This is a genomic window from Bartonella heixiaziensis (assembly GCF_046245125.2).
In the GTDB taxonomy this organism is placed as follows: Bacteria; Pseudomonadota; Alphaproteobacteria; order Rhizobiales; family Rhizobiaceae; genus Bartonella; species Bartonella heixiaziensis.
This window is the reverse complement of record NZ_CP176404.1, coordinates 2072960-2096307: the sequence shown is the minus strand read 5'-3', so window position 1 is coordinate 2096307 and position 23348 is coordinate 2072960. Positions and strand designations below refer to the sequence as shown.

Sequence of the window (23348 nt, the reverse complement as noted above, 5' to 3'; positions counted from 1 at the left end):
TCATGCTCGACCTAAATAGCACCCATAGCGGACTTCTGGGAAATCTGTCTCAGAAAATTGATTTTTTCCTTGGTGCCCTTCACCACGAGCAAATTGTTATTTTGAGCTATATGCTTTCCGCAATTTCTCTCCTGTGTTTTATTGGGCATATTCTTCGCACAAGTATATACCAAAAAAAAATCCTACAACAACTCAACGAAAAAGGGCTGTTTCGAAGAGAAAAATATAATGAAAATTCCCCCTCCAAAACCTAAAAAAAACATATCTTTGCCGGTCTTATTTGGTCTTTTTGGACCATTTGTGCTTTTTCTTCTTCTTATTATGCTTTTTTTCAACTTTATGAACAATAAAAATCCTAATGATACTTCTCTTCTCCCAAATGCATTAGCTGGAAAGCATGCCCCCAAAACCAATCTTCCCTTACTTAAAAATGAAACTTATTTGGATTCGGAACAGTTTAAAGGGCGCGTAACATTAGTCAATTTTTGGGGATCTTGGTGTTTACCTTGTCGTGAAGAGCATCCTCTTCTTATGAAAATTGCACAAGATCAACGTTTTGATCTCATTGGCATTAATTATAAAGATAACAAAGAGAGCGCTCAACGCTTTCTGAATCATTTTGGTGATCCTTTTAAAGCTATTGGCTTTGATGTTTCAGGGCATGCAGCCATTAACTGGGGGGTCTATGGACCACCAGAAACCTTTCTTTTGAATAAAGAAAGCATTATCATTGCCAGACACATTGGCCCCTTAACATGGCAAATTTATTATAAAAAACTTCTGCCAAAAATCGAAAAGGCTATAATGACAGAAGAAACATCAAAAAATAAAGAATTGATTTATAAAGATAATTAATCATTTTCCCATATTAAATGAGAATAACAAATACAGGAATATTTTCTCATTTCATCTCCCCTCTTACAAAACTTTTCTTGCGCATCACAAGAAAAAGCGATGTATGGATAAAAACCATTTAAGAAAGAAAAATATATCTGGCCATCTTAATTGCAGGAACAGGTAACAATATTGAGCGTTGGTAAATATAAAGATGATGCTGGTGGTGTATGCTTTCATAAGCATAAAAATAACGTGTTCTACGAATCTTGCGTTATGCTACTCATGAGCAATGGAATTAGGAATAAAGATAAATGTCTCTTTAAAACAAGTGGGTAAACAAAGAGCAAAATCACATGCACTTCTATGTGAAGTGGTAATTCTATTAAAGACAAAAGATGCATAAAAACAAAAACGTGAGGCTCTGCAAAATTCCCATTATTTAAAGATATTGCTGTGAATGCTTTTGAAAGCCGTAAAGCTAAATGAAAAAAAGACCCCGAAAATAGGCAATGGTTTGCAGCCCTTCCGATACATAATTATACAATAGCACAGAAAAATAAATTTTGAACGAGCCCCATAGAGGAAAAAATTTCTCTATTCATGAAAAACTGCACCTTCACAAATCTCTCTCTCATATGAGCTGAAATTTAATGCTAAGTTATAAAATGCAATATAAATCACATTGTAAATATTATATTCTTATCCGCCGTCTTTCAGAGATTGGCTGAAATGCTATCTTGGCATGAAAGGCGCAATAAGGACCGTTTTCACCAGAATCAGCGCCACAAAAATGAAAATCCGACGATAAGGGATCGCCAACTGGCCATCTACATGTATTTTCACTTAATTGCAAAAGATTAAGCTGGCGTGATATAGGCACCACATTTGATTTTGCGGACACATCAACTTCTGTCACATCCTCCGCTACAATATCTATCTTTAAAGCTGCTGCTCCAACACTGCAAGAAGCAACATTCGTTGGTAATACCGTCGATGTGGTGCGACGTATCCGCGGAGTCGATGAACTGACGCCCACAAGTGTCTTTTGTGCACGTGATGCTCCTTGTGTTGTCTTGCCACGCCCTGGTAGTTTTAATCGGTGCACTTTACCAATTACTGCATTCCTACTAACCCCACCTAACTGAGCAGCAATCTGACTTGCACTTAACCCCTCACTCCAAAGCTTCTTAAGAAGTTCAACGCGTTCGCATGTCCAACCCATATTAGCACTCCATTCTGATCACCTCATTGGGAGGTATCTCTTTGCCTTTCAAATATTTCAATCATATCTTCAAAGAGCCGAATGAAAAAATTGTATCTCTCTTCGAGTACAAAAAACTTCACTCACCCTATGGAATTTATAAACTGAAACACAATCTTGCTTGCTGTTCTAAACTACAATATGCATTAACTCTATGACAAGAGCCTTTCCCTCTTGAAGAGTCTATTTAAGATGTTTTCCCCAACTTGCGAATCAATCATAGGCCAAACTATCGTTTTTGCTTAAAGCTTTTTTCCATATATGTTTTTTTGCAGAACCTTTATTAACTTTTCGCCAATCAGTACAATCATCTATAGTGTGGAAATTGATCGTAATGAAACACTGATTGCATTATGTTCAAAGATAAAAGATGCAATGTGTTTTGTTTGCAGCATTGTTTTATTTATTGTATTGCAGAGTTTAAAACATAAAGGAAATAATCATGGATGCTACCACGATACAGCCGCTTTATCAGTGCTTTGCTCGGCGTAATTTGCGTTTCAAACAAGGTAATGGTGTATGGCTTATTTCCGATAAAGGAGAGCGCTATCTTGATTTCACATCTGGTATTGCTGTCAATGTGTTGGGGTATGCACATCCAAAATTGGTTGATACTCTGAAAATACAAGCTGAAAAACTTTGGCATGTTTCTAATCTTTTCCAATCCCCTGAACAAGAAGTTTTAGCTGCACGCCTTTGTGAAAATAGCTTTGCTGATAAGGTATTTTTCTGCAATTCCGGTGCTGAAGCACTGGAATGCGCATTCAAAACTGCTCGTCACACTCATTATGCATCTGGCCATCCAACACGCGTTGAAATTATTACTTTTGAAGGCGCATTTCACGGACGTACACTTGCAACACTTGCTGCTACTGGAGAAGAAAAATATCTGAAGGGTTTTGGACCTAAAGCTGGTGGATTTATCCAAATTCCTTTTTGTGATGAAAACGCTTTGCGTAACGCTATCAATAAAAATACCGCTGCCATCCTTATTGAACCTATTCAGGGAGAAGGAGGGATACGAACGGTCCCTTATGAATATTTAAAGTTTTTGCGTACAATATGCAATGATAATGATCTGTTATTGATTTTGGATGAAGTTCAAACAGGTATTGGACGAACAGGGAAGCTTTTTGCCTATGAATGGAGTGATATCACACCTGATATTCTTACCCTCGCAAAGGGGCTGGGGGGCGGATTTCCGTTGGGAGCCTGTCTTGCAACAGATAAAGCTGCAAAAAGTATGACACCAGGGACCCACGGATCAACCTTTGGAGGAAATCTTCTTGGAATGGCGATAGGCAACAGTGTTCTTGATATCATATTAGAATCAGGTTTTCTCGAGCATGTTCAGCACATGGGAGATAAGCTAAAAAAGGGACTTTCATCTATTCTAAGCGCTTATCCTGACATTATCTGTGCAATTCAAGGCGTAGGCCTTATGCTCGGTATTCAGTGTGTTGTTCCTTCTCATATTGTCATTAATGCATTAGAAAACGAACGTCTTTTATGTGTTGGTGCTGGTAATAATATTGTCCGTTTATTACCTCCCCTTATCATAACTGAAGAAGAAATATATGAAGGTTTACAGCGTATTGAAAAAGCAATTGCTCATCTTTCGTCAACAAACCAAGAAAGACAAGTAATTATACCATGAAAAATGCTCCCCGCCACTTCACTGACTTATCTATTTTAACTCCGCATACAGCGCGCACTCTTATCGAATATGCGAAAACCCTCAAAATAACCTTAAAAACAGGAAAAGATTTAAAACCCTTTGTTGGTAAAACACTAGCGATGATTTTTGAAAAACCATCCACACGAACCCGTGTTTCATTTGATGTCGGTATGCGTCAGCTTGGTGGGGAGACGATCATGCTAACAGGCTCAGAAATGCAGCTCGGCTATAGCGAAACTATCGCTGATACAGCGCGTGTATTATCACGTTTTGTGGATATTATCATAATACGTACAACAGCACATCATCGGATGCTCGAATTGGCACAATATGCCCAAGTTCCCATTATTAATGCGCTCACAGATGATACTCATCCTTGCCAAACTTTAACGGATATAATGACCTATGAAGAACACCGTGGACCAGTTGCAAGCAAAACATTTGCGTGGATGGGAGATGGCAACAATGTGCTTCATTCCCTTATTGAAGCTGCTGCTCTTTTTGATTTTCATCTGCGTATTGCTACACCAAAAGGCAATGAACCACAAGAAAAGTATGTTAACTGGGCATGTGAGCGCGGTGCTAATATTATGCTTACAAACAATCCTCAAGAAGCTGCCAAAGATGCCGATTGCATTATGACCGATACATGGGTTTCTATGGGGCAAGAATTTCGTGCCCGTAGTCATTCTATTTTCCAGCCTTACCAAGTTAATGAAGCTTTAATGAAATTAGCTAAACCCAATGCTCTCTTCATGCATTGTCTGCCTGCTCATCGTGGCGAAGAAGTCGTAGATTCCGTGATCGATGGACCGCATTCTGTTGTTTTCGACGAAGCTGAAAATCGTCTTCATGCTCAAAAAGCAATTCTTTCTTGGTGTTTACAAGATGCCTTTTTCTCTTCACAATAGATTGTCAAAATAAATTATATAACAGGCAAAGATATGAGCGAAGAATGCGAACAAGCCAAAGATGAAGCCTCTCTCAATAACATCTATTTGAGTGAAGATGATGCCGTTCTTCCCTTTCAAGTCGAAGAACTTGATATCCGTGGACGTGCTGTACAACTTGGGGAAACTTTAAATTCTATTCTCACAAGACATCAATATCCTGAACCGGTTTCTTACCTTCTAGCAGAGGCTTTAGTCTTGACCGTTTTGCTTGGGACCTCTCTAAAACTTAATGGGAAATTTATTTTACAAACCCATTCCGATGGGCCGGTTAATATGTTGGTGTGTGACTTCTCTCCCCCTTCCAATCTACGTGGATACGCGCGTTTTGATAAAGAAAAGTTAAAACAAGCAATCGCCAACAATCAAATCTCTTCAGAAATACTACTGGGAAAAGGCACTTTAGCTTTCACAATTCATCAAGGTGCCCACACGCAACCCTATCAGGGGATAGTCGCATTAGATGAATCAAATTTACAAGAAGCCTCCTGTGCCTATTTTGACCAATCAGAGCAAATTCCCACCGATATCCGTTTGGCGGTCGCTATATTGATCAACCGCGATCAAAAAGGAAAGCCACAGAAAAGTTGGCGAGCAGGAGGACTTTTGACCCAACTTTTACCCCAAGTATCCTCTCATCATAAAATATATGAACCCAATAAAAAACCAGAGGTAACTAAAACCCGTGCCCAATTTGAAAACCAATGGCAAGAAACCAAAGCGCTAACAGCAACCATTGAAAATGCGGAATTGACCGATCCCCAAGTCGGCAGTAAACGGCTATTGTTTCGTCTTTTCCATGAACAAGGTGTCAGAGTTTTTAACCCCATTGCTCTTGTCGATCAATGTTCCTGTTCGCGCGAAAAAATTAAAAAAATACTGGAAAGCTTTCCCACTGAAGAACGTAACAAAATGGTTGAAAATAATTATATTTCAGTCACATGTGAATTTTGTTCAACAACTTACCGTTTTAAAATATAAATTCAATCCTATAAATCAGCAATAAGAGCTTACTAAGAGAAACAAACTAGTTTCAAGCTAGAGTTAATAGGAACCTCTACTCCCTAAAGCAAGCAAAATGCCAAAAAAAAATAAAAATAATTCACTTGAGGTCTTAGCTTATAACTTCTATAGGTTAAAGAGTAAGCAACCTTAAAGAAGGAGGGCTTCAAATGAAAAAACTAGCCAACGCACTATTTCTCACTTCATTGGCTCTATCTACAATAGCTTCAGCCTCCACATTAGAACTGAAAACTTTTAATCCTGGTGCTGAAGCCATTTTTCCTGTTACATCCACGCTAATTTATGGCGATCACGAGGCTATACTCATTGATGCGCAATTTCAAAAAAAGTACGCTCAACACCTTGTTGATATGATTAAAAAATCGAAAAAAAATCTAAAATATATTTTTATCTCACATAGTGACCCTGATTATTATTTTGGACTACATGAAATTAAAAAAGCGTTCCCTCAAGCACAAATAATATCAACTGCACAAACAGCGTATCTAATTTCTGCTACCAAAGATGCGAAGAGAAACGTGTGGAAAGAAACAATGGGAACTGATGCTCCAGAAGAATTATATATTCCTGATGCTGTAACCTCTCATCAATTGATTATTGATGGTCAAGATATCGATATTCGACAGGATGGAAATGATACAGCACACAGTTACCTATGGATCCCTTCCCTGAAAACCGTACTTGGCGGCGTTTCAATATCGACCGGCGGGCATATTTGGATGGCTGATACATCAAACATTCAGGATATTGATTTGTGGATCAAGCGTATTGAGGATATGCAATCACTGAAACCAGAAAAGGTCATTCCTGGACACTATATTAAAAATGATACATCTCCGACATCGCTTGATTTTGTAAAAAAATATCTTACTGACTACAAAAATGCTGCTCTTTTACATAAGGACTCTTCCGGCATTATTTCTGATATGGAGAAAAAATATCCCGATCTTCCTGGTCAACAATCTCTTGACTCTGGAGCAAAAGCTTTTACCGGTGAAACTCCTTGGCATATAAACAATCCTTATCCCCCTATTGGCAAAGTAGCAGAAGTGAACTTTGGTGAAGCTGTTTTTGAACTTAACTTCCATGATAACCGGAGAATGTCATTTAAAGGAACATCTGGCGCCTTTAAAGGCAACGAAGATACAGTGGAATATACCGCACTTGAAGTCAGTAAAAATGTATTCATGGTTTATTGGCATGAGCCTAAAACGAATTCTAATGTTGTTCATGTTCAAGATTGGAATACAGGAACAGTCTATACTAATATCGCGGCAGAAGATAATTCATTCACCCATATGAAAGGAACAATCAAAATTCAATGACATATCTATAGAAAGTAGATATCTGCTTTCTATTTTTCTTTTTTGTATCTACAAAGGGCTAATGCGTACACCTCTTTGTATTTTGTATATTTCCTGCGCTCATTAGCTCTATGCTAATATTAATTTTCTTATTTATTGTGTAAACTCCTTACCCCCCACTGTAACATATTCAATCTTTTCTACTGTTATCACTTCCTTATTGGTTTGGTGAAATTCTTTTCCCTATTCCTTCAGCTTCTGAAAAATCAGACCTTACATAATGCTCGCAGCAAGTACAGGCATTACGGTATATGACACAAACCGTCGCTCGCATTATCTTCTATCACCATCTTTGCAATTTTATGATTAATAATGAAAAAAGATTTCGGGGGATTTTTTTAATATACATACGCCTTATCAATAAATTTCATAAGTTTCCTATTATATGGTCTAAGCTATATTAGAATTAGCACGAAATTTTCAGCCATAGATAGTTCTGAAAGAAAAATCGATCACACGTGGTAAACTGTCAATGATAATATATATAATCAAAGCTGAAGCCAATCTGTTCTATCTCTTTGAAAACTATTACATCCAGCATACTAACAATTAAAAACGATATAATTCACCTTAACAATCTGCAGCTCAATCCTATTCAATGCTCTAGCTTAAAGATATGTACCCCAAAAAAAACACGCACATCATAGTATGAGAAACGAGCGTAAAGATTATAATCAACGCAGTTCTTCCTAAACCATTCTTTCATTTTAATAGTCCGATTATCTCTAATTTATGTTTTCCAATTTTGTTGCTCTTGCAACTATACAAAAAATAATAAAAAAGCGCACAAATACCCAAAAACATCTGCAATGCTAGGTGTATTGGCTATATAGTTGATTATATCGAAAAGAGGATATCATTGCCTGCAAAGTAATATATCTGATGAAACCAATATTGAATCTAAAACAGCCAAACAGCATCATACCTCTTTTTCTGGCACAAAACGGCGCAATCGAATATACAGCGCTCCACAACCACCATGCTGACGAGAAGCTTGCTCAAATGCATGAACATAATATCGAAAAGCCGGCGTTGACAACCAGTGAGGGACAAACTGATACAAAATACCATCACTCCCATGTGACCGACCTTTCCCTGTTATCACAAGTACATAACGTAATCCTTTTTGTTGAGATGATTGTAGAAATTTTTTCAAGAAAAAATAGGCTTCTTCCTGCCCATACCCATGAAGATCAAGACGAGCCTCTAGAGGATAATGCCCCTTGGCAATTTTACGATGTACAACACGATCGAAGAAAGAGACCTCTGGTGTTTGTGCAACCGTCCTCTTTTCTCTTTTAACCACTGTTGATCTCTTTTGATCTGCTTGAATCAATGGGGGGATTTGTGTTCCGTGCTGTTTTTTATTGTCGATATTTGCAGCATCTTTCACAATAGAAGAATGAGCCGTATCATGAAACGGTATTATTGTGCGGCAAACCATCTCCCATAGCAGACGGTCCTGTGGAACCAATGGATCCTTTTTTTGTCTCCATTCACCCGTGGACATTGGAACCTTCAATCTCTCATAAACTTTATTGATACGATCTTATGGATGAAAAACGCCTTAATTTTCATCTTCCGTTGCAAAAAGCTTCCAGTTGGGATCTGACGATAAACTGTTGCGAACAAAAGTCCAAACATCCCTAATCTCAACAATAGCATCAGGATCACCATCTATACGCTCTCCCTGCTCATTATAGGTTACAGAAATCATTTCACTGATAATCCGCACTGTCAAAAATTGTTCTGTGTCTTGCATTGCTGCCTTGATAAATTCGATCTTATTAATTCCAACAAAAGTAAATTGGACTCTTTCATTGTTTTTTTCGCGTTGTTCAATGGCAGCACTAAAACTCTCAAAAACATTCCGAGAAAGCAATCTCTTAAGTTGATCGCGATCACCTTTAGCAAAAGCCGTCACAATTATTTCATAAGCAACTTGAGCACCTTTTATAAAAAATTGAGGAGAAAAATGAGGATCACTTTGGCGAAGCGCGCGCAAACCTTTATTCAGTGCACTTCCCTCTGGTGAAATTGCATTAATTTCGCTAAAATCGTCTTTTTGTGAATTACCTTGATGAGGGAACGAAACGATATTGTCTGTCGTTTCTGTCTCGATCTGTTTTTTAGAATTACCGGAATAAGGATCAAAGGGAGGCTTTTCAAAACCAATCCGTTTTCCTAATACATTACGAAGTTGCACAAAAACAACAACCATAATAACAAGAGCTACAAAAAGTACGACGTCAAATTCCATGGGCGCTGTCAATCTCCAAACCTAAGATGATCTGTAATAAACCTTGCTGTCAATATCATTTATCAATAAACATGTAAAACATGGAATCTACTATTCAAATATTTTTATAGCCCTAATTTTAAAGTAAAAATAATAGTTCCTATAATTTTTTGCCCCAAACCTTACAAAATGGAATTTTTATGTGATCAAGTCTTATCCTATAAATCCTCGCTTTTTTATCATTATCGCTCTTGGCGCTTTCTTAGTGGAAATCGCCGGTTTTATCTTTGTGGGAAAAGAAATCGGAATTTTAGCAACTTTGAGTTTGATCATTTTAACAACAATGGCTGGAAGCATTTTATTACGAATTCAAGGGCTTAGTCTCTTAAAAAATATACAACGTGAACTTATTCAAAGACCTCCTTTGAGGAATGACACCATTAATGATGCCTTCATTATTATTGGTGCAATTTTGCTTATTCTTCCTGGCTTTGTAAGCGATATTTTGGGAATATTACTTCTTATTAAACCAATCCGTACTGTTGTCTGGCATTTGTTTTCATCACTTAGAAATAAAATGAACACGCACACTAAAAACAATACCACCGCTCAAAATGATTCTGAAAAAATAATTGATCTTAAAGCAGAAGACTACAAAATTCATGATACCACGGAATCTCCATGGCGTAAAAATGATGATAATCCTTGAAATGCCAAAAAATTGTAACGAACTAAAAAAATCATCAAGTCAATGAGAGCATTCCTTGCAACCTTTTGCAAGGCATGATAACCAGCCTTAATCTTTAGATCTAAATTAGAAATACATACATTATGATGAGAGGTTTTTAGTATGGCCGAAGGTGAAATTAACAACAATGGTGGAGAGCCAGTTTTTGCTGTATTGACTCAATATTTGAAAGATTTTTCATTTGAGAATCCAAACGCCCCTCGCTCACTACATCCGCGAGAAAAAGCACCAAAAATCGATATCAATATTAATGTCAACGCTAATCCAATTGGTGATGACAATTATGATGTCATTTTGTCCCTTTCGGTCAAAGCCAATGATGACACTGAAGTACTGTTTCATGTAGAGCTTATTTACGGTGGTGTTTTTCATCTTGAAAATATTCCACAAGAGCATGTGATGCCGCTCGTTTTTATTGAATGTCCCCGTCTCTTGTTCCCATTTGCTCGGCAAATCATATCTGATGCCACCCAAAATGGTGGATTTCCACCTTTGTGGATTGACCCAATTGATTTTGCAGCACTCTTTCAAAAACGCGTTGCTGAAGAACAAAAAAATAGCAAAACAAAACCATCCTAAAAATTCATTTTTAAACAAAAAGGCCCTAAAACATTAGAGGCCTTTCATTTTTTACAGCTTCTTCGCATGATAAGCGGCAAGCATTGCAATATTAACAACATCCGTATCACTTCCACTAAACGGAACAATTTGGACAGATCTTTCCAATCCAATCAAAATAGGGCCGATAATGGTTGCTTCACCAAGCTCTTGCAACATTTTACTTGCAATGGAAGATGCATGATATCCAGGCATCACTAAAATATTAGCAGGTTCCTTTAATCCTATAAAAGGATACTGTTGCATCAATTTTGAATTAAGAGCCACATCAGCACTCATTTCTCCATCAAACTCAAAATCAACATTGCGTTCATGTAAAATATTAACAGCATCTTGAATATGTTGTGTAACCGATCCTTTCATATAGCCAAAAGTAGAAAATGCTACAAATGCTACCCGTGGTTGATATCCAAACCCACGAACAAAAGAAGCTGTCTGTTCCGCTATATCAGCAAGTTCTTCAGCATTTGGCTTTTCGTAAACAGCTGTATCCGCAATAAACACAGTTCGCCCACGGCAAATTGCCATCGAAATACCAATCAACCGTTCTTTTGGTTTCTCAGCAATCACTCGGCGAATATCAATCAATGCTGTTTCATAATTGCGTGTAACCCCTGTCACCATTGCATCAGCATCCCCTAATGCCACCATACAAGCAGCAAAATAATTGCGATCATTATTGATACGACGATGACAATCACGTAACAGCCAACCTTGGCGCTGCATTTTCTTATAAAGATAATCAGCGTAAGCATCCGTGCGACAGGAGAGCTTAGCATTCATGATAGAAATGCCTTCACGCTGAAGATCAATACCAGCAACAGCAGCAGTTTCCTTAACTTGCTCTTCACGACCAATTAAAATCGCCTGCCCTAGTTTTTGATGAACGTAAGAAACAGCGGCTCGCATTACCTGCTCTTCTTCACCTTCTGCAAAAACAATTTGTTTTGGTGCTTGACGAACATGATTATAAACACCACGCATCATCGATGAAATAGGATCACGTCTTGCATTCAAATCACGCTCATAAGCCTCTAAATCATCAATGTGCCTTTGCGCAACACCACTTTCCATCGCTGCTTTTGCCACCGCCATTGAAACAACAGTAAACAAACGCGGATCAAAAGGAACAGGAATGATATAATTCGGACCAAATTTTAATCGCTTTCCACGATAAGCTTCCGCAACGCTGTCAGGAACTTCCTCATGAGCCAAATCTGCCAAAGCCTTTGCAGCAGCAATTTTCATATCCTCATTGATGACTGTTGCACGCACATCAAGCGCACCACGAAAGATATAAGGAAAGCAAAGAACATTATTAATCTGATTTGGATAATCGGAACGACCTGTCGCTACAATGGCATCATGACGCACCAGCATAACTTCTTCCGGCGTAATTTCTGGATCAGGATTAGCCATGGCAAAAATAATCGGTTGAGGTGCCATCGATTTTACCATCTCAGAAGTAATTGCGCCTTTAGCAGAAACCCCAAAAAACATGTCAGCACCTTCCATCGCTTCAGCGAGAGTGCGTTTATCGGTTCGAATAGCATGAGCAGACTTCCATTGATTCATCCCCTCTTCACGACCTTCATAGACAACACCCTTAGTATCACATAATATGATATTTTCAGGTCGAAATCCCATTGCCTTAATGAGTTCAATACAAGCAATTCCTGCAGAACCAGCACCATTACAAACTAACCGCGTATTTTGCATATTGCGTCCAGTTAAATATAAAGCATTGAGCACACCAGCGGCCACAATGATTGCTGTACCATGTTGATCGTCATGAAAAACAGGAATATTCATGATCTCGCGTAAGCGACTCTCAATAATAAAACACTCAGGTGCTTTAATGTCTTCAAGATTAATACCGCCAAAAGAAGGCTCTAAATGACGCACTAAATTGATAAAACTTTCCGTGTCATTCGTATCAACTTCCAGATCAATTGCATCAATATCCGCAAAGCGCTTAAAAAGTACGGCTTTGCCTTCCATCACCGGCTTAGATGCTAATGCTCCTAAATTACCTAAACCTAAAATAGCAGTCCCATTTGATATAACAGCGACAAGATTGCCTTTTGCCGTATAATCATAAGCCAGCACTGGATTTTGAGCAATTGCTCTCACTGGAACAGCAACTCCTGGTGAATAAGCAAGTGCTAAATCATGCTGCGTTGCCATGGACTTTGTGGCAACAATTTCAAGTTTACCTGGTCGACCACGGCTATGAAAATCAAGCGCTTCTCGCTCACTAGTACTATAAACCATTTGATGCGTTTTCTGATCCTGTTCACTTTTTTTCATCTCACTTCATTTTCTCCAAAAATAGTGCAAACTATGTTCGATAATGTCTGTCATTATCCGATTTTTAAATTTGATTCATATGCTAGAAGTCGCTATGCTTGCTCTGGTAGACCTGTTCATGTTCATGCGTTTCAATTCAAAGATAATAGAGATAATGAAGATAAACATTGAAGTAAACAAAAAAGGGCATCCAAGCTTCACTTGAAGAAAACAGGCACGTAAAAATGGATAAAAACAACGAGCATAAAAGTAATTCAATCCCACAGCCGTCTTCCTCATCTGCTCTTCATCAACAGCGCCTTACACCAATGATGGAGCAATATATAGAAATCAAAGCAGTTAATAATGATTCCCTGCTCTTTTACCGTATGGGTGACTTTTATGAGTTATTTTTTAATGACGCAATCGAAGCAGCTCAGACTTTAGGAATTACACTCACAACACGTGGAAAACATTTAGGTGAAGATATTCCTATGTGTGGTGTTCCCGTTCATGCTGCTGATGATTATTTGCAAAAACTCATTGCTCACGGTTATCGTGTTGCTGTTTGTGAACAGACAGAAGATCCTGCAGAAGCGAAAAAGCGCGGTTCAAAATCAGTTGTTCGGCGAGATGTTGTGCGCCTTGTCACACCTGGGACCATAACAGAAGAAAAGCTTCTTGATCCAACACGCGCAAATTATTTGATGACACTTGCCCGCATAAAAACTAGCGACGGAGAGGAATTTGCCCTTTCTTGGATTGATATCTCAACAGGTATATTTCGTGTAACAGAAAGCCGCCATGAAAAACTTTTAGCAGACATTATGCGTGTGGATCCACAGGAAATCATTGTCGCCGATTCCTTTTTCCATGATAAATCTCATAAATCGCTTTTTAATGTTCTTGATCGTATCGCTTCACCGCAACCCGCTAGTCTTTTTGACACAATCACCGCTGAACGGGATATTTGCAATTATTTTAAACTCTCAACCCTTGAAGGTGTTGCCGATTATTCGCGTCCAGAACTTTCTGCAATCGCTTCTGCTATTCGTTATATCGAAAAAACACAAATTACTCACCGCCCTCCTCTTATGCGCCCTGAGCGCCAAAATGAGAGTGCTACCCTTTTCATTGATGCTGCAACGAGGCTAAGCCTTGAGCTTATTCGAACGACATCCGGTCAACGTGATGGAAGTTTATTAAAAGCTATTGATCGTACTGTAACAGGAGGAGGATCACGCCTTCTTGTCGACCGCCTTATTGCTCCCTTAACGATACCTTCGGCTATTGATAAGCGCTTAGATTCGGTTGCCTTTTTTCTGCGTAGTACATCTCTTGCAGAAGCTATAAAACTCATTTTAAAAGGGGGGCCAGATATGCCTCGCGCAGTTTCACGTTTGGCTCTTGGTCGAGGAGGACCGCGTGATATGGCTGCGATTCAGCGTGGTTTTGAAATTATTTGTCAACTTAATCAGCTTCTTAACAATGAATTGCTTCCAGAGGAAATAAGTGATGTACAAGGAGTATTCTCACATTTACCCGCTGCCTTGCATTTGCATTTAGAGCAGGCATTGGCTGATGATCTCCCTTTGCTTAAACGCGATGGTGGTTTTATTCGTCCCCATTATCACCAAGAACTCGATGAAATGCGCGCTCTACGCGATGAATCACGCCGTGTTATTGCTGAACTTCAAACAAAATATGCCCAAGAAACAGATATTAAAACACTCAAAATAAAGCATAACAATATCCTAGGCTATTTCATTGAAGTAACCAATTTACAAGCATCAGCTCTCACAAATACCTCACAGGCAAAAGCGCGTTTTATTCACCGACAAACAATGGCAAACGCTATGCGTTTTACTACTACTGAACTTGCCGAACTGGAAAGCCGTATTGCCCATGCAGCTAACCATGCACTGACCCTTGAGCTGGAAATCTTTGACACTCTTGTTCATGAAATTACTGAGCAGGCTGACTTTATTCGTAAAGCTGCCGAAGCGCTTGCTATTTTGGATGTCTCCGTTGCTTTAGCGCATCTTGCTGAAGAACAAGGATATTGTCGTCCTAAAATTGATCAGTCACTTACCTTTCATATCATCGCAGGACGTCATCCTGTTGTAGAGCAAGCACTTCGAAAGCAAGCAGCAGAACCCTTTGTTGCCAATAACTGCGACCTCTCTGTGCAAGAAAATCATCAATATGCAGCAATCTGGCTGTTGACAGGCCCCAACATGGGAGGAAAATCAACTTTCTTGCGACAAAATGCTCTCATCGCTATTATGGCGCAAATGGGTTCTTTTGTTCCAGCCACTTCAGCGCATATTGGCGTTGTTGATCGCTTATTTAGTCGTGTTGGTGCTTCTGACGATCTCGCACGAGGGCGCTCAACCTTTATGATGGAAATGGTCGAAACAGCAACGATTCTTAATCATGCAAGCCACCATTCCCTTGTTATTCTCGATGAAATCGGGCGGGGGACATCAACTTTTGATGGACTTTCAATTGCTTGGGCAGCTGTTGAATATCTTCACGAAGTTAATCAGTGTCGTGCTATTCTCGCCACACATTTTCATGAAATGACAGCGCTTACCGAGAAGCTTAACCGCCTCCATAATGTAACAATGAAAGTCAAAAATTGGAATGGCGAGGTTGTTTTTCTTCATGAAGTGACACCGGGAGCTGCTGACCGATCTTACGGAGTACAAGTTGCAAAGCTTGCTGGACTTCCCGCAGCGGTTATTACACGTGCTACAAATGTTCTCCATCAATTAGAGCAAAGTGAAATGGCTGGAAAAGGACATAAATTAATTGACGACCTACCACTATTCTCTCTTAAGGGTATACCTCCTGTTAATCAAGAAACACAAACATATTGTGCACTTCAGGAAGCATTAGAAAACATCCATCCTGATGAGCTCTCTCCTAAGCAAGCTTTAGAAGCACTTTATCACCTCAAACAACTAGAAAAACACTAAATCATTTATAGGAAATCAAAGAGGGTGTTTTCTCTTGAGAGTTTAATTCGCATTGATTCTTCACTGTATTATCATCGCTTTTACGCGATGTCTCTTAAGAAGCACTAAAGTCAATGCTGAGAAAACAATAGCGCAATACCTTCTGAAACCAATTTTTTGTTTTTATACAAAAAAGAAATTCATAACGCTCAATAATCGTATCACTCCACTTTTACCTTTTTGCTAAAATCTTACCCATCTGGTTTAAAATATTCTTCCGGAGCATGTAAAATAATTAACTTGGAATATTATGAAATAATGCATCATAAAATCCCTCCCTCCCCATGCATCTTTTACAAACTGGATACCTCACTTAAATCATATGCTCCGAACTGCACCCTTAGCAGCAGAAGTTGTCATAGCTGCATAAGCTTTAAGCGCCTTTGAAACTTTACGCTTACGCTCCTCAATCGGTTGCCAAGCGGCATTTCCTTTTTCTTCCATTTTGGCACGACGGCGTATAATCTCAATATCATCTACCAACATATGAATAGTGCGATTAGGAATATCTATTTCTATTATATCTCCCTCTTCTACCAGAGCAATTGCACCTCCTTCAGCTGCTTCTGGTGAAATATGTCCTATCGAGAGCCCTGAAGATCCTCCAGAAAATCGACCATCGGTTACAAGTGCACAAACTTTTCCTAATCCTTTGGATTTGAGATAGCTCGTGGGATAGAGCATTTCTTGCATTCCAGGTCCACCGCGTGGACCTTCATAACGGATTAAAACGATATCACCTGAGTTAATTTTATCGGTTAAAATCGCCGAAACAGCTGAATCTTGGCTCTCAAAAATCCTTGCTGGACCTTTAAAGGTTAAAATCGACTGATCAACACCTGCTGTTTTTACAATACAACCATCTTCTGCAAGATTTCCATAAAGAACAGCCAATCCTCCATCTTGCGAATAAGCATGTTCAATATCGCGGATTACACCTTTTTCACGATCAAGATCAAGGGTATCATAACGGCAAAATTGGCTAAAAGCTGTTTGCGTTGGAATACCACCTGGGGCAGCGCGATAGAATTCATGAGTCGTTGTTTCATTTGTCTGTTTTACATTCCACCGACTGAGAGCTTCTTTCATTGTTTTCGCATGCACCGTGTAAACAGATGTATCAATGAGTCCAGCTGCATCTAATTCACCCAGAAGCCCCATAATACCACCAGCACGATGAACATCCTCCATATGCACATTGGCAACAGCAGGTGCAACCTTGCATAAAACAGGAACACGACGCGAAAGGCGATCAATATCCGTCATGGTAAAATCTACCTCACCTTCTTGTGCCGCTGCTAAAAGGTGTAAAACAGTGTTGGTTGATCCCCCCATGGCAATATCAACAATCATTGCATTTTCAAAAGCTTTGCGCGAAGCAATAGAACGCGGCAAAACTGTTCCATCATCTTCTTCATAATAACGCTTAACTAACGCAACAATTTGTCGTCCAGCTTCTTCAAAAAGCATTCGACGGTCTGCATGCGTTGCTAATATTGAACCATTTCCAGGGAGAGAAAGCCCTAATGCTTCGGTTAAACAATTCATAGAATTAGCCGTAAACATTCCTGAACAAGAACCACATGTAGGACAGGCCGCAAGTTCCATTTCAGCAACTTCTTCTTCTGAGTTACTTTCTGAAGCTGCTGCAACCATGGCATCAACTAAATCAACACTCAGATTTTGATCTTTCCATTTAATCTTACCTGCTTCCATAGGACCACCTGAAACAAAGATTGTTGGAATATTCAACCGTAAAGAAGCCATTAACATACCAGGCGTAATCTTGTCACAATTGGAAATACAGACAAGTGCATCAGCACAATGGGCATTGACCATATATTCAACAGAATCAGCAATGATTTCACGTGAAGGCAAAGAATAAAGCATTCCATCGTGCCCCATAGCAATTCCATCATCTACCGCAATTGTGTTAAATTCTTTCGCAACACCACCAGAAGCCGCTATTTTTTGTGCTACTAATTGCCCAAGATCTTTTAAATGGACATGCCCTGGTACAAATTGTGTAAAAGAATTCGCAATCGCAATAATGGGTTTACCAAAATCGGTCTCTTTCATCCCTGTTGCACGCCAAAGACTACGAGCCCCTGCCATATTGCGTCCATGAGTCGATATTCTTGAACGGTAAGAAGGCATTATTTTTTCCCCTCAAATAATTCCATTTTCTCTGTTGTGCTGCAAGCTAACCTTAAAAACAAGAGCTCTCGCGCATGAATAAAGAATAATGTCTCTATTGAGACATTTAAATCACAAAATTGCAAACCATGTATAAACCTCTTTCAACAGCACATAATCCAGTAAAGTTTTAAAAAAAATGATATCTTGATCATTCGTAGAATCCTATAATAACCGCCTTTTAGCTGCACAAAAATAGCACCAACCTGTTTATTCGCTTTTATGACAATAAAATCGCTTGAATCTTATAAACGAACAAAAATGCATAATGAATTAAGTGTATACAGAAGCATAAACCATTGAAAATACACTCCGCTATCCATAAGAACAGTCTTGATATTCGCGGAAAAATTATTATTTGGCAATTACTATGGCTACAAGTAGCACCTCTCCAATAAAGTAAATGCTGGTGCTTTATTAAACAAATAGAGTCTTTTTGGTGGAGCTAAGCGGGATCGAACCGCTGACCTCTTGCATGCCATGCAAGCGCTCTCCCAGCTGAGCTATAGCCCCACATAAAGACGGATTTTCCCCTGCCGGTTAACAATCTTAAGGAATTTTTTAAAACGAGAAAAATCGAATATCAAGAAGAATTTGCATTCAATAAAAAGAATGCCCTTCTCTTTCTCTTAAGAATCGTCATCCTTAGAAACACCACCCCCAAGAATACCGGTAACATCATCATCATCGTCATCTTCATCGTGAGATAAAAACGTGTCATCATCATCACCCAGATCCACATCGCTATCTTCCAAATCAGGAATATCGTCATCTTTAGAATCACTCCCATCTTCTTCAAGAAGCATAAAGGCAGATTTTTCAAGCGCTGTATCAAGTTCTTCAGTATCAACTTCTTCCTCACTACTTGCTTCAGCTGCCACAACCTCAAAATAAGAACGCGGATAAGAAATCCCCGTATAAGGCGATACAATAGGATCGCGATTAAGATCATAAAACTTTTTTCCCGTTTCCGGGTCAACACGTTTGGTTCCAAGTTCCTGTTTTGCCATGAACCGTACCTCTTTTGTTATCTATCATTAATTAAAGACAAATTTTATGCTCCTTAATCGAAAGACAATGCCTTTGTCAAAGATAAATACGTCGTTCCACACGGATTTTCTCATGACGCTTCTCAAAGCATGTGCTAAAGGATACATAACCTTGTAAAATTCAGATGGAATAAATAGAATTTCTATGCAAAAAGCAATACCCATAACTTCTTACCAATCTACCAGTCTTTCTGGAAAAATTACAATACCAGGAGATAAATCAATCTCACATCGATCCCTTATATTGGGAGGATTAGCAAGTGGTGAAACACATATCCACGGATTGCTTGAAAGCGATGACGTTCTCAATACAGCTGCTGCTATGCAAGCTATGGGTGCCTGCATTCGTAGAAAAGATGATCTCTGGATTATTCAAGGAACCGGAAATGGCTGCCTCTTGGCTGCACAAAAACCTTTAGATTTCGGCAATTCTGGCACAGGAGCCCGCTTAGTTATGGGAATGACTGGTCCTTATCATATGAAAACAACCTTTATTGGTGATGCCTCTCTTTCTAAACGCCCAATGGGACGTATCTTAGACCCGCTGCGATTAATGGGTGTTGAAATTGAAGCAACACATGGCGACCATCTCCCATTAACGCTCTATGGACCCAAGATGGCTAACCCGATTCGCTACCGTATTCCAATGGCTTCCGCCCAAGTTAAATCAGCAATTCTCCTTGCTGGCCTCAATACCGCGGGTACAACGACCGTTATTGAACCGATTCCCACACGTGATCATACGGAAAAAATGTTAAAAGCATTTGGTGCTGAACTTGAGATAGAAACAGATGCAAAAGGAACACGTTTTATTCATCTCAATGGCCAACCACACCTTACTGGACAAACTCTTGATATCCCAGGTGATCCCTCTTCTGCCGCTTTTCCACTTATCGCAGCTCTTCTTGTAGAAGACTCTGATATTATTCTTGAAAATGTTCTTATAAACCCTTCTCGAATGGGATTTATCGAAACATTATGGGAAATGGGCGCTCAAATTGAACTTTTAAATCAACGCCAAACAGGTGGAGAGGATGTTGCCGATTTGCGCGTTCAAACATCAACGCTAAAAGGTGTCACTGTGCCCAAAGAACGCGCCCCATCAATGATTGATGAATATCCCGCTTTGGCAGTAGCAGCAGCCTTTGCTGAAGGCAAAACCGTTATGCTAGGAATTGAAGAATTGCGTGTTAAAGAATCAGATCGACTGTCTGCAATTGCTCAAGGACTAAAAATTAATAATGTGAATTGTGAAGAAGGTAAAGATTTTCTCATTGTTCATGGAAAAGGCTCCGCAAAAGGATTGGGTGGTGGAAACGTCACCACGCATCTTGATCATAGAATTGCCATGTGCTTTCTGGTTTTTGGGTTAGTCTCAGAAAAACCTGTTACTATTGACGACAAACGAATGATCTCTACCAGCTTTCCAGAGTTTGTCCCTTTCATAAAACAACTGGGGGGGAAATTTTCTTGAAACCTTTTGTTATAGCCATTGATGGACCAGCAGCATCAGGGAAAGGGACATTAGCACGAAAAATTGCTACGCATTATTGTCTTCGCCATCTCGATACTGGTCTCACTTATCGCGGTGTTGCTTATGCACTGTTACAACAAAAATTGGCTCTTGATGATGAAAAAAGTGCGCTTGCTTGTGCTAAAGAACTTGATTTTGATACTTTAAATCCAGCTGTTCTTTCTTCTCATGAACTTGGCGAAGCCGCTTCAAAAATAGCAATTATACCAGCTGTACGTGAAATTCTTGTTGCTAAACAACGTAACTTTACTAAAGTTTTGCCTGGTAGCGTTCTTGATGGACGCGATATTGGCACCGTTGTCTGCCCCGATGCTGATGTTAAGCTTTATGTTCTAGCCAATGTTCAAACGCGAGCAAAACGTCGCTATCAAGAAATTTTAAAACAAGAAGTTCAAGCAGATTATCATGAAATCCTAGCTCAACTTGAACAACGTGACAGTCGCGATATAACCCGCAAACAAAGCCCGTTAAAACCAGCAAATAACGCCCACTTGCTTGATACGTCAGAATTGAGTATAGAAACGACATTTACAATTGCATGCACTTTTATTGATCCAATCATAAAAGCGCGTATAATTGAATGAAGTCGTCAAGGTGATTTCCGGCCGAGCGCTAATTTTTCTTCCTATATTAAGGAAAAAAGGCAGAAAGTTACCCCGTATCAACACTAACCTAGCGCTTATACCTTTTATAATTAAGGTATGTATCAGGAGTTCTTATGTCACAATACAATCCCACAACAGCGGATTTCGAAGCCCTTTTAATGGAATCTTTCCAAACCAATGATCTTAATGAAGGATCCGTTGTTAAAGGCCGTGTCATTGCAATCGAAAAAGACATGGCGATTATTGATGCTGGACTTAAAGTCGAAGGACGTATTCCACTCAAAGAATTTGGAGCTAAAGGAAAAGACGGTTCTTTACAAGTTGGAGATGAAGTCGAAGTTTATATTGAACGCATTGAAAATGCGATGGGTGAAGCTGTTCTCTCACGTGAAAAAGCACGGCGCGAAGAGAGCTGGATTCGCTTAGAGGAAAAATTCAATGCTGGTACACGCGTCGATGGTGTTATCTTTAGTCAAGTGAAAGGAGGCTTTACAGTCGACCTCGATGGTGCTGTTGCTTTCTTGCCTCGCAGCCAAGTTGATATTCGTCCCATTCGCGATGTTTCACCTCTTATGCATAATTCACAGTCCTTTGAAATTTTGAAAATGGATCGTCGTCGTGGCAATATTGTTGTCTCACGTCGTACTGTTTTAGAAGAAAGCCGAGCTGAACAACGTTCAGAAATCGTTCAAAATCTTGAAGAAAACCAAATCGTTGAAGGTGTTGTTAAGAATATCACTGATTATGGGGCTTTTGTTGATCTTGGTGGAATTGATGGTCTCTTACATGTCACGGATATGGCGTGGCGACGTGTTAATCACCCATCTGAAATTCTTACAATTGGTCAAACTATTAAAGTTCAAATCATTCGCATCAATCAAGATACGCATCGTATTTCTCTTGGAATGAAACAACTTGAAAATGATCCTTGGGAAACCATCAGCACCAGATATCCAGTTGGTACAAAAATTACTGGTGCTGTTACCAACATTACTGATTATGGTGGTTTTGTTGAAATCGAACCAGGAATTGAAGGGCTAATCCATGTTTCCGAAATGAGTTGGACAAAGAAAAACGTTCATCCTGGAAAAATTCTCTCTACATCACAAGAAGTGGAAGTTGTTGTTCTTGAAATTGATCCTTCTAAACGGCGTATTTCTCTTGGTTTAAAGCAAACATTTGAAAATCCATGGGTCGCTTTCGCTAATAAATTTCCTGTAAATTCACAAATTGAAGGAGAGGTTAAAAATAAAACAGAATTTGGTCTCTTCATTGGGCTTGAGGGCGATGTTGATGGTATGGTTCACCTCTCCGATCTTGATTGGAATCGTCCTGGTGAACAAGTCATTGATACTTACAATAAAGGCGATATTGTTAAAGCCGTGGTTCTTGATGTTGACGTTGAGAAAGAGCGGATCTCTCTTGGAATCAAACAGCTTTCCAATGATAAAGTTGGAGAAGCTGCTGCTGCTGGCGAACTTCGCAAAGGTGCTGTTGTGACGTGCGAAGTTATTGGAATCAATGACAATGGCATTAATGTAAAATTGGTTGATCACAATCTTGAAACAACTATTCGTAAAGCTGATTTAGCACGTGATCGTGACGAACAACGTCCTGAACGTTTTGCTATTGGTCAAAAAGTTGATGCCCGCATTACTGCATTCGATAAGAAAACACGCAAGCTTTCAGTATCTATTAAAGCTTTAGAAATTGCAGAAGAAAAAGAAGCTGTTGCTCAATATGGTTCAACAGATTCAGGCGCCTCTCTTGGTGATATTCTTGGTGCAGCTTTAAAAAAGCAAGAACAAGAATAATGGATTAAGAGTTATAGTTAAAAGTAAGGTCGCTCGTTTTTCTAGCGGCCTTTTTTATTTTTTAATATCACCTTCTTAATTCTTCAATCATCTGATCAAAAAATTGTAAACACTTCCAAATAA

General features: G+C 39.2%; 18 protein-coding genes and 1 tRNA gene. 12 read left to right on the top strand and 7 right to left on the bottom strand.

Annotation, left to right across the window (positions count from 1 at the left end; genetic code table 11):
* Positions 1–2 precede the first annotated feature (2 nt).
* Both ACKC4Y_RS09110 and ACKC4Y_RS09105 read left to right on the top strand, forming a co-directional pair.
* Positions 3–254, top strand: a complete 252-nt coding sequence (locus ACKC4Y_RS09110; RefSeq protein ID WP_409361407.1) for a hypothetical protein — start codon at positions 3–5, stop codon at positions 252–254.
* Positions 229–855, top strand: coding sequence for a DsbE family thiol:disulfide interchange protein (locus ACKC4Y_RS09105; protein WP_409361406.1), 627 nt, complete (start codon positions 229–231; stop codon positions 853–855). The genes ACKC4Y_RS09110 and ACKC4Y_RS09105 overlap by 26 nt, the downstream gene beginning before the upstream one ends.
* A gap of 673 nt (positions 856–1528) precedes the next feature.
* Here ACKC4Y_RS09105 and ACKC4Y_RS09100 read toward each other — a convergent pair.
* Positions 1529–2059 (bottom strand): GcrA family cell cycle regulator, encoded by a 531-nt coding sequence (locus tag ACKC4Y_RS09100; RefSeq protein ID WP_409361405.1) that lies wholly within the window; start codon positions 2057–2059, stop codon positions 1529–1531.
* A gap of 481 nt (positions 2060–2540) precedes the next feature.
* Here ACKC4Y_RS09100 and ACKC4Y_RS09095 point away from each other — a divergent pair, with 481 nt between their 5' ends.
* The 4 genes from ACKC4Y_RS09095 (at position 2541) to ACKC4Y_RS09080 (ending at position 7074) form a co-directional block, all read left to right on the top strand.
* Entirely contained in the window at positions 2541–3755 is a 1215-nt protein-coding gene (locus ACKC4Y_RS09095; RefSeq protein WP_409361404.1) for an aspartate aminotransferase family protein, read from the top strand.
* Complete coding sequence (gene argF / locus ACKC4Y_RS09090) at positions 3752–4687, top strand: ornithine carbamoyltransferase (protein WP_409361403.1); 936 nt, start codon at positions 3752–3754, stop codon at positions 4685–4687. The genes ACKC4Y_RS09095 and argF overlap by 4 nt, the downstream gene beginning before the upstream one ends.
* Before the next feature lie 33 nt (positions 4688–4720).
* Positions 4721–5707 (top strand): Hsp33 family molecular chaperone, encoded by a 987-nt coding sequence (locus ACKC4Y_RS09085; protein WP_409361402.1) that lies wholly within the window; start codon positions 4721–4723, stop codon positions 5705–5707.
* 191 nt (positions 5708–5898) lie between these two features.
* The gene (locus ACKC4Y_RS09080) at positions 5899–7074 is read left to right on the top strand and encodes a MoaF-related domain-containing protein (protein ID WP_409361401.1); all 1176 of its coding nucleotides are present in this window, start codon (positions 5899–5901) and stop codon (positions 7072–7074) included.
* 958 nt (positions 7075–8032) lie between these two features.
* On the opposite strand, the gene ACKC4Y_RS09075 is transcribed toward ACKC4Y_RS09080, so the two are convergent.
* Positions 8033–8623, bottom strand: coding sequence for a Smr/MutS family protein (locus ACKC4Y_RS09075; protein ID WP_409361400.1), 591 nt, complete (start codon positions 8621–8623; stop codon positions 8033–8035).
* Positions 8624–8680: 57 nt separating this feature from the next.
* Positions 8681–9373: a Tim44/TimA family putative adaptor protein gene (locus ACKC4Y_RS09070; RefSeq protein ID WP_409361399.1), complete on the bottom strand. Its 693-nt coding sequence runs from the start codon at positions 9371–9373 to the stop codon at positions 8681–8683.
* A gap of 181 nt (positions 9374–9554) precedes the next feature.
* Here ACKC4Y_RS09070 and ACKC4Y_RS09065 point away from each other — a divergent pair, with 181 nt between their 5' ends.
* On the top strand, positions 9555–10061 hold the full coding sequence (locus tag ACKC4Y_RS09065; RefSeq protein ID WP_409361398.1) for an FxsA family protein: 507 nt from the start codon (positions 9555–9557) through the stop codon (positions 10059–10061).
* A 141-nt stretch (positions 10062–10202) separates the two neighbouring features.
* The gene (secB, locus tag ACKC4Y_RS09060) at positions 10203–10679 is read left to right on the top strand and encodes a protein-export chaperone SecB (protein WP_409361397.1); all 477 of its coding nucleotides are present in this window, start codon (positions 10203–10205) and stop codon (positions 10677–10679) included.
* A 51-nt stretch (positions 10680–10730) separates the two neighbouring features.
* Here the strand turns inward: secB and ACKC4Y_RS09055 are convergent, their stop codons facing one another.
* Positions 10731–13028 (bottom strand): NADP-dependent malic enzyme, encoded by a 2298-nt coding sequence (locus ACKC4Y_RS09055; RefSeq protein WP_409361396.1) that lies wholly within the window; start codon positions 13026–13028, stop codon positions 10731–10733.
* Between the two features lie 224 nt (positions 13029–13252).
* On the opposite strand from ACKC4Y_RS09055, the gene mutS reads away from it, so the two are divergent.
* The gene (gene mutS, locus ACKC4Y_RS09050) at positions 13253–15988 is read left to right on the top strand and encodes a DNA mismatch repair protein MutS (RefSeq protein ID WP_409361395.1); all 2736 of its coding nucleotides are present in this window, start codon (positions 13253–13255) and stop codon (positions 15986–15988) included.
* A 357-nt stretch (positions 15989–16345) separates the two neighbouring features.
* On the opposite strand, the gene ilvD is transcribed toward mutS, so the two are convergent.
* From ilvD to ACKC4Y_RS09035, 3 genes are all read right to left on the bottom strand, one after another.
* A complete protein-coding gene (gene ilvD, locus ACKC4Y_RS09045) occupies positions 16346–18184 on the bottom strand; it encodes a dihydroxy-acid dehydratase (RefSeq protein ID WP_409361394.1) in 1839 nt (612 codons plus the stop codon).
* Between the two features lie 476 nt (positions 18185–18660).
* A tRNA-Ala gene (locus tag ACKC4Y_RS09040) sits at positions 18661–18736 on the bottom strand.
* Positions 18737–18852: 116 nt separating this feature from the next.
* The gene (locus tag ACKC4Y_RS09035) at positions 18853–19233 is read right to left on the bottom strand and encodes a TIGR02300 family protein (protein ID WP_409361393.1); all 381 of its coding nucleotides are present in this window, start codon (positions 19231–19233) and stop codon (positions 18853–18855) included.
* A gap of 184 nt (positions 19234–19417) precedes the next feature.
* On the opposite strand from ACKC4Y_RS09035, the gene aroA reads away from it, so the two are divergent.
* The 3 genes from aroA (at position 19418) to rpsA (ending at position 23225) form a co-directional block, all read left to right on the top strand.
* A complete protein-coding gene (gene aroA / locus ACKC4Y_RS09030; RefSeq protein ID WP_409361392.1) occupies positions 19418–20746 on the top strand; it encodes a 3-phosphoshikimate 1-carboxyvinyltransferase in 1329 nt (442 codons plus the stop codon).
* On the top strand, positions 20743–21390 hold the full coding sequence (cmk, locus tag ACKC4Y_RS09025; protein ID WP_409361391.1) for a (d)CMP kinase: 648 nt from the start codon (positions 20743–20745) through the stop codon (positions 21388–21390). The genes aroA and cmk overlap by 4 nt, the downstream gene beginning before the upstream one ends.
* A gap of 134 nt (positions 21391–21524) precedes the next feature.
* Positions 21525–23225 carry a 30S ribosomal protein S1 gene (gene rpsA / locus ACKC4Y_RS09020; RefSeq protein WP_409361390.1) on the top strand — a complete coding sequence of 567 codons (1701 nt, stop codon included), beginning with the start codon at positions 21525–21527 and terminating at the stop codon, positions 23223–23225.
* Positions 23226–23348 lie beyond the last annotated feature (123 nt).

Bases quoted from the DNA above. Each gene is read 5' to 3' on its own strand.
- ACKC4Y_RS09110 (WP_409361407.1), top strand. From the start codon at position 3: ATGCTCGACCTAAATAGCACCCATAGCGGACTTCTGGGAAATCTGTCT.
- ACKC4Y_RS09105 (WP_409361406.1), top strand. From the start codon at position 229: ATGAAAATTCCCCCTCCAAAACCTAAAAAAAACATATCTTTGCCGGTC.
- ACKC4Y_RS09100 (WP_409361405.1), bottom strand. From the start codon at position 2,059: ATGGGTTGGACATGCGAACGCGTTGAACTTCTTAAGAAGCTTTGGAGT.
- ACKC4Y_RS09095 (WP_409361404.1), top strand. From the start codon at position 2,541: ATGGATGCTACCACGATACAGCCGCTTTATCAGTGCTTTGCTCGGCGT.
- argF (WP_409361403.1), top strand. From the start codon at position 3,752: ATGAAAAATGCTCCCCGCCACTTCACTGACTTATCTATTTTAACTCCG.
- ACKC4Y_RS09085 (WP_409361402.1), top strand. From the start codon at position 4,721: ATGAGCGAAGAATGCGAACAAGCCAAAGATGAAGCCTCTCTCAATAAC.
- ACKC4Y_RS09080 (WP_409361401.1), top strand. From the start codon at position 5,899: ATGAAAAAACTAGCCAACGCACTATTTCTCACTTCATTGGCTCTATCT.
- ACKC4Y_RS09075 (WP_409361400.1), bottom strand. From the start codon at position 8,623: ATGTCCACGGGTGAATGGAGACAAAAAAAGGATCCATTGGTTCCACAG.
- ACKC4Y_RS09070 (WP_409361399.1), bottom strand. From the start codon at position 9,373: ATGGAATTTGACGTCGTACTTTTTGTAGCTCTTGTTATTATGGTTGTT.
- secB (WP_409361397.1), top strand. From the start codon at position 10,203: ATGGCCGAAGGTGAAATTAACAACAATGGTGGAGAGCCAGTTTTTGCT.
- ACKC4Y_RS09055 (WP_409361396.1), bottom strand. From the start codon at position 13,028: ATGAAAAAAAGTGAACAGGATCAGAAAACGCATCAAATGGTTTATAGT.
- mutS (WP_409361395.1), top strand. From the start codon at position 13,253: ATGGATAAAAACAACGAGCATAAAAGTAATTCAATCCCACAGCCGTCT.
- ilvD (WP_409361394.1), bottom strand. From the start codon at position 18,184: ATGCCTTCTTACCGTTCAAGAATATCGACTCATGGACGCAATATGGCA.
- ACKC4Y_RS09035 (WP_409361393.1), bottom strand. From the start codon at position 19,233: ATGGCAAAACAGGAACTTGGAACCAAACGTGTTGACCCGGAAACGGGA.
- aroA (WP_409361392.1), top strand. From the start codon at position 19,418: ATGCAAAAAGCAATACCCATAACTTCTTACCAATCTACCAGTCTTTCT.
- rpsA (WP_409361390.1), top strand. From the start codon at position 21,525: ATGTCACAATACAATCCCACAACAGCGGATTTCGAAGCCCTTTTAATG.